The sequence below is a fragment of the Rummeliibacillus pycnus genome, from assembly GCF_050459865.1.
In the GTDB taxonomy this organism is placed as follows: Bacteria; Bacillota; Bacilli; order Bacillales_A; family Planococcaceae; genus Rummeliibacillus; species Rummeliibacillus pycnus_B.
In genome coordinates, this window is record NZ_JBCMNM010000118.1 from 1 (window position 1) to 12,619 (window position 12,619).

The window sequence follows — 12,619 nt, forward strand, 5'->3', positions numbered from 1 at the left end:
CTCCGTTCCTTAATTACGCTGCGGGGTCTCGTCTAGCCCGTTTTCCCACAGGAGTCTCCGCTAATTCCACTTCAACTAAAATGGCCAGACAAGATTTTTATCATAAAAGTCTAGCTTTTTTACTTTTCAGTAGCTTTAGCAAAGTGAGTGAGGAGGCTTTCTTGCTTGTCCGAGGAAAGTAGCGTCAAATCATTCAATTTATAGATATAATCTTTGTATAATGGGGAATATAGATTTTAAGAACAAATAATCCGTTAAGCTTCACTCAAGAATATATCAGGTTATAGAACAAAAATTATTATAATTATTTGATATATGTTAATTAATAAAATGTTTTTTTATATGGAAATGTGGGAAAAATATTTGGAGTTTCTTCCTATTATATATGCTCAGGAAATGATACGGGAAATAAATATTCATGTAATTTCAAAATTTAGTTAGGAAAATAAGTTGTGAACAATTTATTACAAAAAAAGAAAGCCGTTTCATAATTTGAAACGACTTTCTTTAAATTTAGAAGAAACTATTTCACTTTAATTTTACCATGCCAGTTTTTGTAGCCGCCTTCTAATTGAAAAATTTCAGTATAACCCTTTTTCTTCAAGAACAAAGCAGCACGTGCACTACGACCAGCGTTTTGGCAGTATAGATATACTGGTTTATCTGGACGAAGTTCGTGATAACGATTGCGAAGCTGGGTTGTAGGTAGGTTACGAGCACCTAAAATATGTCCATCTTCAAATTCTTTCAATTCGCGAACATCAATTAATTGTGCTTTACGATATCCTTTTTTAAACTCTTCTTCATTTAAAGTTGTTACTGATTTTTTTAAGCGTAATGCGTTAATTAGCGTATAAATAACGAATACACCAAGAATAATTAATATTGTATATAACCAACTCAAGATACTTACCCCTTTCTATCTATAAATAATATTATAAAAGAAGAACTAGCGATAGTCCAATGACTTTGATAAAATAGAAAAGTTGATATAAAAGGGAGACGATTAAATGACAACTAAATGGTATTTTATTAATTCAGGACCTTGTAGCCCTGCGTATAATATGGCATTAGACGAAGCACTACTACATTGGCATAGCGAAGGGCTAATTCCACCAGTAATTCGTTTTTACGAATGGAATCCAGCGACACTCTCAGTAGGTTATTTTCAACGAGTACAAAAAGATATCGATTTCGATCAATTAAATAAATTAAATTTAGGTTTTGTAAGACGTCCAACTGGTGGGCGAGCAGTCTTACATGAACATGAACTAACATATAGCGTAATTGTTTCAGAAAAGTATCCAGACATGCCTAAAACGGTCACAGAAGCTTATAGAGTGATTAGTGAAGGATTATTGTTAGGTTTCCAGAACTTAGGCTTAGATGCTTATTTTTCTGTGCCTGATACGGAAGAAAAAAGAGATATATTGAAAAAGCCAAAAAGTGCAGTTTGTTTTGATGCATCAAGTTGGTATGAACTTGTAGTTGAAGGTAAAAAAGTTGCTGGTAGTGCGCAAACTAGACAAGAGGGCGTAATTTTACAACATGGCTCAATTTTAATAGATTTAGACGAAGAAAAATTGATCTCTGTTTTTAAATTCCCATCAGAGGCGTCAAGAGATCGTATGCGCAAACATTTACCACAAAAAGCGATTGCAATTAATCAATTAGCAAAACGTAAAGTAGATGTTGAAACATGTGCTAAAGCATTCCACAAAGGATTCGAAGATGCACTAGATATTGAATTAGTTCCTTACGAATTAACTCAAGAACAACAAGATTTTGTTGAAAATCTTGCAAAAACACGTTATGAATCAGATGAATGGAATTTCAGAAAATAGTAGGTTTTTAGAACTATTTTTTTGTTGAGAAAATAACGAAAATGTTCATAAATCGCGATATAATAACGTTCTTTGAAAAAAATCGCTATTTGCTTTTCTTATCAATATATAGTATCGTATTAAATTGTATAAATACTATATATTGTGTTTTGCTAGATAAATTAGGGAGGCGGATGTTATGGTACTTACATCACAGCATCATAATCAGACAATCGACATTGAACAATTAAACAAAGACATTCAACAATTTCCTCAAGTTCATCCAATCACAGAGGACATGCATTTAACCCACAAAGGTGTTTCTCGATTAGTGATGATTGACCGTTATTCTTTCAAAGATACTGAGAAGAAAACGCTAAAAGTTGGGGATTTTGTTGTTTTAACTGTCAAAGCAGATCCTAAATTTCCAGCCCGAGGACTTGGATACATCGTTTCTATTGATGAATCAACGAAAAAGGCGGAAATTCTAATTGAAGATGACTACCGTAGTGCAATTGACGATCCTGAAGAGCAAACTGAAGGAATTGTTACTCGCTCACTAGATGTTATTGAAAAGCCTCTAGAAGTATTTTATGAACAAATAGCAAAACGTAATGCAACCGGATTAGCATCTGTTGAAAAGACAGAAGAGAAACGTAAAGAATGGTTTGAAAAGTTTTATAACCAACTTGTAAGTCTAAACTTCATTCCAGCTGGACGAGTAATATATGGTGCAGGCTCAGGTACTGATGTTACATACTTCAACTGCTACGTAATGCCATTTGTAGCCGATTCTCGTGAAGGAATAAGTGATCACCGTAAACAAGTAATGGAAATTATGAGTCGCGGTGGCGGTGTTGGAACAAACGGTTCGACATTAAGACCACGTAATACTCTAGCACGTGGCGTAAATGGTAAATCATCTGGTTCTGTATCTTGGTTAGATGATATTGCAAAATTGACACATCTTGTAGAACAAGGTGGATCACGTCGCGGAGCACAAATGATTATGCTAGCATGTACTCACCCAGACATTTTTGAATTTATTATTTCAAAAATGCAAAATCCTCGTATTTTACGATTCTTAATCGAAAATACAAAGGATGAGGAAATTAAACGTCTAGCAAAAGAAAAATTAAATTTCAAACCTTTAACAGAACAAGAAACAGCTATGTACCAAGGTATTATTAATTATAAATCCATCCCAGGTTTCGGAGGATTTAATGAAGCAATCTTCAAAGACGCTGAAACAAAATTACGAGATGGTGGTACTTATAGTGTAAACAATCCTGAATTCTTAACAGGTGCTAATATATCTGTAACGTTAACAAGTGAATTCATGGAAGCGGTGGAAAATGATGGGAAATTTGATTTACGTTTCCCAGCTGTTGAAACTTACGATGAAAAAGAAATGACAGTTTATAACGAAGAATGGCATAAATGTGGTGATGTACGTGAATGGAAAGAAATGGGACATGCTGTTCGCGCATATCGTACTATCAAAGCTCGTGAGCTTTGGAACCTAATCAATATCTGCGCAACTTATTCAGCTGAACCAGGTATTTTCTTCATAGATAATGCGAACGAAATGACAAATGCGAAGAGTTACGGACAAAAAGTTGTTGCAACAAACCCATGTGGTGAACAACCATTGGCTCCTTATTCAGTTTGTAACCTAGCAGCAGTTAACCTAGCTCAATTTGCACAAAAAGAGTCCAAAACAGTTGATTTTGAAGCTTTAAAAGAAACAGTGCGTGTAGGCGTACGTATGCAGGATAACGTAATAGATGCAACACCTTATTTCTTAGAAGATAACCGTATTCAAGCTTTGGGTGAACGACGTGTTGGTCTTGGTGTAATGGGACTTGCAGATTTACTAATCTACTGTGAAAAAGAATATGGATCAGAAGAGGGTAATATTTTAGTAGATGAAATCTTCAAAACAATTGCTGTTACTGCGTATGAAGCTTCTACAGAACTCGCAAAAGAGCGTGGTAGCTTCCCATTCTTAGTCGGCAAAAATGATGAAGAAACTGCTGAACTTCGCAAAAGTTTCACGGAAACAGGATATATGGAAAAAATGCCAGAGCATATCCGTCAAGCTGTAGTAGAAACTGGTATCCGTAACTCCCATTTATTAACAGTTGCACCAACGGGCTCTACAGGAACAATGGTAGGTGTATCAACAGGTTTAGAACCATACTTCTCATTTACTTACTACCGTAGCGGTCGTCTAGGTAAATTTATCGAAGTTAAGGCAGATATCGTACAAGAATACTTGGCAGAACATCCAGAAGCAGATGAAAATAACTTACCAGAATGGTTTGTTACTGCGATGGAATTAGCACCTGCAGCACATGCAGATGTTCAATGTATCATTCAACGTTGGATTGATAGCTCAATCTCTAAAACAGTAAACGCTCCTCGCGGCTATACTGTAGAACAAGTTCAAAAAGTTTATGAACGTCTATACAAAGGTGGCGCAAAAGGCGGTACAGTATACGTTGATGGTAGCCGAGATTCACAAGTATTAACGTTAAAAGCAGAAGAAAACAATTTAGATGATATAATGCAAGAAGAAAAAGTTATTGAAAAACGTCCAGTTGTTCTTGTTGATACAATTCAAGATTTACGTTCAACAAAAGTTACGATTGGTTCTGAAGTTGGGAATACTTGCCCGGTATGTCGAAAAGGGACAGTCGAAGAATTAGGTGGCTGTAACACTTGCACAAACTGTGGTGCCCAATTAAAATGTGGTCTATAGTAAAAAATGGAGAAATCCAAGTATGTGAAGTACATACTTGGATATTTTTCGAATAGGGGTTATTTACATGAATATATTATGGGATTTTGATGGGACAATTTGTAATACATATCCAGCATATGCTAAGCTTTTTTATCAAACAATCCAAGAAAGAGCAAGTTATGACGAAGTATTTAAGCAAATAAAGGTTTCGTTTTCCCATGCTTTTGAATATTTTCAGTTAACAGACCAAGAAATAGGGATTTTTATGAAAAAAAATCATGCCTTAAATGTAGATCAGATGCCACCATTTTTAGCAATTGAATTCGTTTTAGATAATGCAAATTGTAATGTTATCATGACGCATAAGGATCGAGCAACAGTTGAAAGAGTACTTCAACATTACAACTTAGCTCATTATTTTGAAGAGATAGTCACTCTAGAAGATGGTTTTCCTAGAAAACCAAATCCTCAGTCTTATCAATATTTGCATGATAAATATAATTTATCTTTGGCTATTGGAGATCGTGAACTTGATTTAATACCAGCAAAAAAAGTGGGATTTGCAACATGTATGTTTCAAGGGGAATGCGAAGCAGCTGATTTTTCAATATATGATTATTCAGAGTTCCATAAAATATGGGAACAGTTCAAGAGTCAGAATTAACTGTTGATATTATTACTTTTTGTAATCCTATTCGTGGTAAAATAGAAGGAACTGCAAGGAGTGATTACATGTATAGTAAAATTGCCGGCATCATGTTTCCAGCCTTTACAATGCTTACATTAACCGTATTATCGGTGTTTGGGTTATTTGGTGAAGGGGATGTCAATAAATCATTTTTCATTTTAGGGTTAACAATTATTTTTCCACTAACATTTTTAGTTCAAGGGATATCGAGTGCGTTAAATAAGATTAATCCATTTATAGCTCTATTCGTTTCATATATAGCTTTTGCGGTTATATTGATGGCGTTTTTAGATCAATCATATTGGCGCTTTACAATATATTATTTAGTCTTTTGGCTAATGGGATATGTTGGTATAAAGGCTTTTCAAAAATGGCGCAATCATAAAAACAAATAAATAACCGTGATTCTGCATAGATTTATTCAATAGTCGAACAATGCTGATTTATTAGATGTGTTCGACTTTATTGTGTAAGAAATAAGTGATTGTTCTTTAATAAGATTTCGTTGATGATGGGATGTGGGGAGAAATTGCTCCTTCATCGTAAGTGGCGTCACAGAAAAATTTTCACTACATTCACTCTGGTGTCTCGAAAGAGAGTTTTCGGCAGGAGTTTCGGTGCAGCCATATTATTTATTTCACAAGAAAAAACAAAAAATGCAAGGTGCCTGATTTTCGCACCTTGCATTTTTTTGATGGAATCGGATGATCGCTCCAGCTTGATATTTAGCCTTGATATTTAGCTTTTGTAATCAAAGAGTTTAGAATTTAGTATTAGTAGCTAGACTGCTTGTTCTGGGATTTTAGTAGGATCTTTTTCAATTTCAAGTAGCTTATTAAAAGAAGCAATGGCTACTTCTACTTGATCGTCTTTTGGTTCTTTTGTGGTTAATAGTTGGAGCCATAACCCTGGATAGCCTAAGAAACGTAACACTGGAATGTTACGACATGCATTTGTTGCTTGTAACACTTCAAATGCAACTCCAAGAACAACTGGGATTAACAAAATACGGTCCACGATTCGAAGCCAAAATGGGTCAGTCGGAACTAAGAAATAAATAAACATACCAACGATTACTGTAAATAACATAAAGCTACTACCGCAACGATAGTGTAATCTGGATTGTGCTTGTACATTTTCTACGGTTAATGGTAATCCATTTTCAAAACAATTAATAACTTTATGTTCTGAACCATGATATTGAAAAACTCGTTTAATCAGTGGTGTAAGGGATACTATATAGATATAGCTCAATAATAGAATGAGTTTAAAAGCACTTTCTAGTAGAATTTGTGCTGTTTTACCAGGCAACCAAGTATGAAAGAGTTGTGCTAGAAATACTGGGATTAATGTGAAAAGGAATTTGCCAAAGATGAAAGAAATCACACCGACTGCGGCAACACCAAGCCACATCTCCAATTTTGAACCTTCCTCTTTTTCCGTGCTTTCTTCACCAGGATTTACTCCATATCTCTCACTTGCAAATTGCAAATGCTGAGAACCGTTTGCTGCTGATTCAATTAGAGCAATGATCCCACGTAGTAAAGGAATTTTCTTTAGTTTTTGGAGTTTACGATTTTTCTTTCTCTCTACATAAAAATAATCGATTGAATTGTCATTACGACGAATGGCCGAAACAGTATGTTCTTTACTCCCCATCATGACACCTTCAACCAAAGCTTGTCCTCCATATACCGGAAGATTAGGTTGATTTTTCACTACAGACACCGCTCTCTTTAGATGAATTAAGACTGATTTTATTGTACTAAAAAATTCAACAAAGCTCTAGAAAAAGCATATTATTGTTGTATTTTGTCAATCCTTTTGAATAGGTGTAGTTCATTATATCGTTTAATAAAGACTTTGCTGTAGGAGGGGTTCAATTGAGATTACAAGTGTTTTTTTGGACTGTATTTTGTAGTTCCATTACATTTATTCTTTCATTAAAGATATTAAAAATCTTTAAATTCATGAAATTTTCGCCGATTGGATGGACAAAGAAGTATCATGTATTTAGTGATTCACATGTATTAGTCAAGTGGTTTATTTTATGGGTATTTTTAGTTGCTATTGCTGCAATCTTATATGGTATGGCTAAACTGTTAAAAATGGTACGTATGGATTTTATGTCATTAGTTGTTGCAGTTATGATTGTTTGGGGAATTGAGTGGTCTGTTCAAAATACCATATATATACACAAGTTCTCAATACCTTTAGCAGTAGTCATTGCACTCCATCTTTTATGGATATTCGAAACTGCATCGTACCATGCAAAAATAAGAAGTTTAGATTCCCGAAATAAGTTGCCCAATTCTAGTAATGTGCTAAAATAAGGATATTATAGATTGGGGAGGAAAATGGATGAAGTATTTATGCTTAAATGGACCTAATTTAAATCGTCTGGGTAAAAGAGAACCGACTATATACGGTTCTGAGACATTGCAAGATATTGAATCCAAGCTTAAAAGTTTAGCTGCTGAATACGATGCTGAAATTGACTGTAAACAATCCAATTATGAAGGTCAACTGATTGATTGGATTTATGAAGCTGAAGATTCAGGTGTGAATGGGATTATTTTTAACCCTGGTGCATATACACATACAAGTGTTGCATTGAGAGATGCTATTGCAGGTGTAGAGGTACCAGTGGTGGAAATCCATATTTCAAATGTACATAAGCGTGAGAATTTTAGACATCATTCTTACCTTGCTCCCGTTTGTGTTGGACAAATAACAGGATTAGGTACTTTCGGTTATCATGCAGCGCTAAGAATGTTTTTAGAAACTGAAAGAGGGGAATAGACTACGATGGAAAAACTAGAAAAATTACGTAAGGCACTTCAATCACAAAATTTAAATGCTATTTTAATTACGAATGAGTACAACCGTCGCTATATGACAGGATTTACTGGAACGACAGGTGTTGCTATAGTCTCACAAAATGATGCAGTATTTATTACAGATTTCCGATACACAGAGCAAGCAAATACACAAGTAAAAGGAAATGGTTACCGTATCGTTGAGAATAAGGGTACTATCATGGAAGAAATCGCAAATCAAGTCAAAGAGATGGGTATAAAAACACTTGGTTTTGAAAAAGATACAGTAAGCTATGGAATGTATGAAATATATTCTAAGTTGATCAAGGCAGAATTAGTAGCTGTATCGGGACTAATTGAAAATATTCGCTTGATTAAGACACCAGAAGAGATTAAAATTATTAAGGTTGCTTGTGAGATTGTGGATGCCACATTCGAACATATTATTCAATTTATCAAACCAGGAAAAACAGAACTCGAAGTTTCCAATGAATTGGAATTCTTTATGAGAAAACTTGGTGCAACATCTTCTTCATTTGACACCATTGTTGCTTCTGGATTGCGTTCTGCATTGCCACATGGTGTTGCAACTGATAAAATTATTGAAAAAGGTGATTTAGTCACTTTAGACTATGGTGCTTTATACAATGGTTATATCTCTGATACAACTCGTACAGTTGCTGTTGGTGAACCTTCTGATCAACTAAAAGAAATTTATCAAATTGTTTTAGATGCTCAATTACTTGGTCTTGAAAAATTCAAACCAGGTATGACGGGGATTGAAGCGGATGCAGTTACACGCGATTATATTAAAGAACATGGCTATGGTGATGCATTTGGTCATTCTACTGGTCATGGGATTGGTTTAGAAGTACATGAAGGTCCTGGATTATCACATCGTTCAAATATAGTATTAGAACCTGGAATGGTTGTAACATGTGAACCAGGTATTTATCTACCAGGTATTGGTGGAGTACGAATTGAAGATGATACGCTAATTACAGCGACTGGCAATGAAAAATTAACTCATGCCCCAAAAGAATTAATCATCTTATAATTTAATATTGGAGGATATTTAGAAATGATTTCAGTAAACGAATTTAAAACAGGTTTAACAATCCTAGTAGATGGTAACCTATTCCGAGTTATCGAATTCCAACACGTAAAACCAGGTAAAGGGGCTGCTTTCGTACGTTCAAAACTACGTAATCTACGTAATGGAAACGTTACAGAAAAAACTTTCCGTGCTGGTGAAAAAGTTGAAAAAGCACAAATCGATACTCGTAAAATGCAATATTTATACGTATCAGGTGATGCATATGCATTTATGGATATGGAATCTTACGAACAAATCGAACTTACTCAAGAACAATTAGAGTATGAATTACAATTCCTACTTGAAAATATGGAAGTATTCATCATGATGTACGAAGGTGAAATCCTAGGTATCGATCTTCCAAATACAGTTGTACTTGAAGTAGCTGAAACTGAACCTGGTATTAAAGGTGATACAGCAACTGGTGGTTCTAAACCAGCAACAATGGAAACTGGATTAGTTGTAAACGTACCATTCTTCGTCAACCAAGGCGATAAATTAATCATCAACACTTCAGATAGTTCATACGTTTCACGTGCATAATTAAGTTATTTCATACGACAATCTAAAATGTATCCTCTGTAAAGGGCATTTAGAAAAAGACTATGAAAATTATTAAAAAGATGATTCCTGTATTGTGCAGGAGTCATCTTTTTTTAGGTATTTTTGAATTAATACACATGGTTTTTGGGCCTTTATATCAATATTTACAGTTTTGTTGATAAAAAGCCTTACTACAATATTTGTGTAGTAAGGCTCTTTACATTTGTTTAACTCGACTATCGAATTTTTAAAGTAAGTCTCTATATTATTAAATTTCAATCTCAATATTTTTAACATAAACAGCTGTACCTGAAATGGAGATATCTAGTTGCTCTTGTTCTCCTTCAATATGAACAAACACCCGTCCATCTTTATTAATTTCATGCCCTTGTTCAACAATAAGCGTAGTTGGTAATTTTGTGTCTTTGTAGACAAAGGTTTTATAATAAGCTCCCATCACACCTGAGGCTGTTCCTGTAACTGCATCTTCCAATGTACCCGAATAAGGAGATGAAAAATGGCGAGCGTGCATATCATTTTCATTGTCTCGAACTTCAAAACAAATAGGATGTATAGAAGCATTCGGCATTTCTTTTAAAACAATTGGGAAGTTTTCTGTCGCTGGGTTCATTTTATCAAAGCTTGCTAACTCTTTAACCGGTACAATTAACGTCCATATTCCCGTACTTCCATAAACAATTGGGTATTTTAAATGTAAATCTTCTTCTCTTAATCCGATCGAAGCTGCTAAATCGGACTTTGAACCACTAAATGATTGAAACTGAGGTTTCGATTGTTGCATTGTAATAAGGACTTGATTATTTTCTTCACGCATTTGTATTGGCAATACACCTGCATTTGTTTCAATTGTAAAATCTGGTTGTTTTAGTAAGCCATTCATTCTTAATGCATACACAGTTCCCATTGTCGCATGGCCACATAAATTCATTTCATGTCCAGGTGTGAAATAACGGATGCGAAAATCAGCAATATCGGAAGAAACGACAAAAGCTGTTTCGTTGAAACCTACCGCCGATGCAATGGCTAACATTTGCTCTTCTGTATAATCCTCACCATTTAATACAACTCCAGCTGGATTCCCTTTCTCTGGAATCGAACTAAATGCATCAATATGTATTACAAAGACCTTTGGCAAAATAAGTCCTCCCTTTAAACATAATATCCAATTTTTTTTAATGAAAATTCCTCAATTATTGCACCTTTAACGGTAAAATCTAAGACTATTTCAAGTTATCAATATTTATTTTTTAAAATTATTACGTGAGTTTATTTAACCTCTTAAAATCAGTATCAATTCGGTTTCGATTGTTGCATTCCCTGGTTGCTTTTTAGATACCATTGAATTACCTCTTTTACAGCCTTAGTATACATGCTATTTGGTATTTAGTATAATGAAGAAAAATGATATCTGATATTGATTTTATTAATATCAAGTTTGAAAGAGGCCAAAATATGGATATCCAGGACTTGAAAATTTTTCGAGCTGTCGCTCAACATGGTAGTATATCAAAAGCAGCTATTTCGCTTAAATACGTACAATCAAGCGTCACAATACGTATCCAACAACTAGAGAATGAATTGCAAAGTCAATTACTCCTACGACACAATAGGGGGATTACTCTTACATCAGCAGGTAGAAATTTACTCTCCTATGCAGACCAAATTTTATCTCTATTTGATGAGATTCAAAGAGTCTTTAATCAGAATAGCGAGCCTAGTGGATCTTTGATAATTGGGGCTATTGAATCTACTGCAACGGTCCGACTCCCACTTTTCTTTTCTGATTATCATAAAAGATACCCTGATGTAGACATTTCTTTAGTGACAGATACAAGTGAGGAATTAATCCGCTCCCTATTAAGAGGTAAAGTTGATTGCGCTTTTATCGCAGGGGAACTTGATCACCCAGAAATTACAACGCAAACACTTTTTAATGAAGAACTTGTAATTGTAACGCACCCCCAACATCCTCCAATTAAAGAATTAAAAGATTTATATCATACTAAATTGTTTACCCATCGTTACGGTTGTTCCTATCGTATAAAATTAGAATCTTGGTTACACGAAGAAGGAATTGTCCTTACTAAAATTAATGAGCTTGAAAATCTGGAATTAATCTTAAATAGTGTAAGGGCGGGGTTAGGAGTTGCTATAATGGCAGAGTCTTACGCTGAGTTGTATGAGAAGAATGGGATGATTCGCTACGATAAAATTCCAAAAGAAGACAATATTATAAAAACATCTTTGATATACAAAAAAGGGACAATTTTGGAGCCGATGCTGAAATTATTAATATCGACCGTTGAGGAAAATCAATGTAACAAAACGGTTTACAACGGAGTTTTACCATAGTTAAATTTGTTTTGAGAACATTAGAACGACCGGAGTGAATTGGTATGGCTTTTACGCTTGAACAACAACATGTACTATCTATAATTGATAAGCATCTTGAGCCCATGCCATTTTATATGAAGGAATATATTGTAATTTGTCTATATCAAAATTAATCATTAATACTCAATAGCAAAACAATTCCATTTACAAGGAGTTGTGAGATAAATATAAAAGCTAAAAAAACAAACAACATAGGTTTAAATACTACTTTTTTTCGAATATCTAATAATACCACTGTAATTATTGGAATACCAATTGCAATCGATCCAGAAATTATTGCAAATATTATTGAAGTATTATTTATCATAAACACAGCTCCTTCAGGTTATCCATGAAATTTGTTCCACTAATTTTGTTAATTGTGAAGCGGAAGACGGCGACTCCTACGGGAAAAGCTTGAGCTGAAAGCCCCGCAGGAACGAAGTGACGAGGAGATTGAAGCCAAGCCCGTGGAAAGCGCCGTCTGTAGCGGAACATGCAAATCTGAAT

General features: G+C 34.6%; 14 protein-coding genes. 9 read left to right on the forward strand and 5 right to left on the reverse strand.

The features are described 5' to 3' along the window. Positions 1-523: 523 nt before the first annotated feature. Positions 524-904 (reverse strand): rhodanese-like domain-containing protein, encoded by a 381-nt coding sequence (locus ABE048_RS19640; RefSeq protein ID WP_430312985.1) that lies wholly within the window; start codon positions 902-904, stop codon positions 524-526. A 106-nt stretch (positions 905-1,010) separates the two neighbouring features. On the opposite strand from ABE048_RS19640, the gene ABE048_RS19645 reads away from it, so the two are divergent. The 4 genes from ABE048_RS19645 (at position 1,011) to ABE048_RS19660 (ending at position 5,652) form a co-directional block, all read left to right on the forward strand. Continuing rightward, positions 1,011-1,844 (forward strand): lipoate--protein ligase family protein, encoded by an 834-nt coding sequence (locus ABE048_RS19645; RefSeq protein ID WP_430312986.1) that lies wholly within the window; start codon positions 1,011-1,013, stop codon positions 1,842-1,844. A gap of 178 nt (positions 1,845-2,022) precedes the next feature. Continuing rightward, positions 2,023-4,587: a vitamin B12-dependent ribonucleotide reductase gene (locus ABE048_RS19650; protein ID WP_430312987.1), complete on the forward strand. Its 2,565-nt coding sequence runs from the start codon at positions 2,023-2,025 to the stop codon at positions 4,585-4,587. A 67-nt stretch (positions 4,588-4,654) separates the two neighbouring features. Beyond that, entirely contained in the window at positions 4,655-5,233 is a 579-nt protein-coding gene (locus ABE048_RS19655) for an HAD-IA family hydrolase (RefSeq protein WP_430312988.1), read from the forward strand. Continuing rightward, positions 5,206-5,652 carry a hypothetical protein gene (locus ABE048_RS19660; protein WP_430312989.1) on the forward strand — a complete coding sequence of 149 codons (447 nt, stop codon included), beginning with the start codon at positions 5,206-5,208 and terminating at the stop codon, positions 5,650-5,652. Before ABE048_RS19655 ends, ABE048_RS19660 begins: the two co-directional genes overlap by 28 nt. 385 nt (positions 5,653-6,037) lie before the next feature. Here the strand turns inward: ABE048_RS19660 and ABE048_RS19665 are convergent, their stop codons facing one another. Continuing rightward, entirely contained in the window at positions 6,038-6,919 is an 882-nt protein-coding gene (locus ABE048_RS19665; RefSeq protein WP_430312998.1) for a DUF1385 domain-containing protein, read from the reverse strand. Between the two features lie 221 nt (positions 6,920-7,140). Between ABE048_RS19665 and ABE048_RS19670 the strand changes: the two genes are divergently transcribed. From ABE048_RS19670 to efp, 4 genes are read left to right on the forward strand one after another with little or no spacing between them, the layout of a single operon-like run. After that, positions 7,141-7,590 (forward strand): hypothetical protein, encoded by a 450-nt coding sequence (locus tag ABE048_RS19670; protein WP_430312990.1) that lies wholly within the window; start codon positions 7,141-7,143, stop codon positions 7,588-7,590. Between the two features lie 28 nt (positions 7,591-7,618). Beyond that, positions 7,619-8,059 (forward strand): type II 3-dehydroquinate dehydratase, encoded by a 441-nt coding sequence (aroQ, locus tag ABE048_RS19675; RefSeq protein WP_430312991.1) that lies wholly within the window; start codon positions 7,619-7,621, stop codon positions 8,057-8,059. Between the two features lie 6 nt (positions 8,060-8,065). Further along, entirely contained in the window at positions 8,066-9,133 is a 1,068-nt protein-coding gene (locus tag ABE048_RS19680) for a M24 family metallopeptidase (protein WP_430312992.1), read from the forward strand. Between the two features lie 24 nt (positions 9,134-9,157). After that, on the forward strand, positions 9,158-9,715 hold the full coding sequence (efp, locus tag ABE048_RS19685; protein ID WP_430312993.1) for an elongation factor P: 558 nt from the start codon (positions 9,158-9,160) through the stop codon (positions 9,713-9,715). Positions 9,716-9,983: 268 nt separating this feature from the next. Here the strand turns inward: efp and ABE048_RS19690 are convergent, their stop codons facing one another. Beyond that, positions 9,984-10,871 carry a PhzF family phenazine biosynthesis protein gene (locus ABE048_RS19690; protein ID WP_430312994.1) on the reverse strand — a complete coding sequence of 296 codons (888 nt, stop codon included), beginning with the start codon at positions 10,869-10,871 and terminating at the stop codon, positions 9,984-9,986. A gap of 317 nt (positions 10,872-11,188) precedes the next feature. Between ABE048_RS19690 and ABE048_RS19695 the strand changes: the two genes are divergently transcribed. Beyond that, positions 11,189-12,088: a LysR family transcriptional regulator gene (locus ABE048_RS19695; protein ID WP_430312995.1), complete on the forward strand. Its 900-nt coding sequence runs from the start codon at positions 11,189-11,191 to the stop codon at positions 12,086-12,088. A gap of 151 nt (positions 12,089-12,239) precedes the next feature. Here the strand turns inward: ABE048_RS19695 and ABE048_RS19700 are convergent, their stop codons facing one another. Continuing rightward, positions 12,240-12,437, reverse strand: a complete 198-nt coding sequence (locus ABE048_RS19700) for a hypothetical protein (protein ID WP_430312996.1) — start codon at positions 12,435-12,437, stop codon at positions 12,240-12,242. Further along, the coding region (locus ABE048_RS19705) for a hypothetical protein (RefSeq protein WP_430312997.1) at positions 12,434-12,619 on the reverse strand (186 nt) is incomplete at its 5' end. The genes ABE048_RS19700 and ABE048_RS19705, both read right to left, overlap by 4 nt.

Excerpts from the sequence above, each read along its gene's own strand:
- ABE048_RS19645 (WP_430312986.1), top strand. The coding sequence starts at position 1,011 with ATGACAACTAAATGGTATTTTATTAATTCAGGACCTTGTAGCCCTGCG.
- ABE048_RS19650 (WP_430312987.1), top strand. The coding sequence starts at position 2,023 with ATGGTACTTACATCACAGCATCATAATCAGACAATCGACATTGAACAA.
- ABE048_RS19655 (WP_430312988.1), top strand. The coding sequence starts at position 4,655 with ATGAATATATTATGGGATTTTGATGGGACAATTTGTAATACATATCCA.
- ABE048_RS19660 (WP_430312989.1), top strand. The coding sequence starts at position 5,206 with ATGGGAACAGTTCAAGAGTCAGAATTAACTGTTGATATTATTACTTTT.
- ABE048_RS19665 (WP_430312998.1), bottom strand. The coding sequence starts at position 6,919 with ATGATGGGGAGTAAAGAACATACTGTTTCGGCCATTCGTCGTAATGAC.
- aroQ (WP_430312991.1), top strand. The coding sequence starts at position 7,619 with ATGAAGTATTTATGCTTAAATGGACCTAATTTAAATCGTCTGGGTAAA.
- ABE048_RS19680 (WP_430312992.1), top strand. The coding sequence starts at position 8,066 with ATGGAAAAACTAGAAAAATTACGTAAGGCACTTCAATCACAAAATTTA.
- efp (WP_430312993.1), top strand. The coding sequence starts at position 9,158 with ATGATTTCAGTAAACGAATTTAAAACAGGTTTAACAATCCTAGTAGAT.
- ABE048_RS19695 (WP_430312995.1), top strand. The coding sequence starts at position 11,189 with ATGGATATCCAGGACTTGAAAATTTTTCGAGCTGTCGCTCAACATGGT.
- ABE048_RS19700 (WP_430312996.1), bottom strand. The coding sequence starts at position 12,437 with ATGATAAATAATACTTCAATAATATTTGCAATAATTTCTGGATCGATT.